The 333-nt window shown below is 66.7% G+C and carries 1 protein-coding gene; it reads right to left on the bottom strand.

Annotated features, from left to right (window positions below; translation table 11 throughout):
* A partial coding sequence (locus BN358_RS13435; RefSeq protein ID WP_157593526.1) for a hypothetical protein occupies nucleotides 1-316 on the bottom strand: 316 nt, incomplete at its 3' end.
* Nucleotides 317-333 lie beyond the last annotated feature (17 nt).

Here is a 333-nt window from a genome sequence, read left to right as displayed (position 1 = left end):
CCACGGAGAACCCGAAAATGGTCGGGCCGCCATACTCGCCGACGACGAGCGGCTGGGCGCACCCGTTCTTCGCCAGTAGGGCCCGAACCGCGGCGAAGTGGCCGGGTATGCGTCGTGGGTCGTCATAGGAGTGCACGTCCACGAGGTCGAACGATGAGCCCGCGGCCGCGAGCACAGTGTCAAAGAACTGCCATGCAGCACTGCCCGCCTCGGAGCTCAGGACCTCGTAGCCCATGCCACCCAGGACAATCTGCCCGGAGGCGGGTACGGCACGCACGCTCTCGGCGAATGTTGTCAGGAGGTCCCCATACTCCACCGCTGTCCCGCTCCAGC

The sequence above is a fragment of the Sedimentibacter sp. B4 genome (assembly GCF_000309315.1).
Lineage (GTDB): Bacteria > Bacillota > Clostridia > Tissierellales > Sedimentibacteraceae > Sedimentibacter > Sedimentibacter saalensis.
Note: the sequence above shows the minus strand (reverse complement) of the source record. Positions and strands in the feature narration are given on the sequence as shown.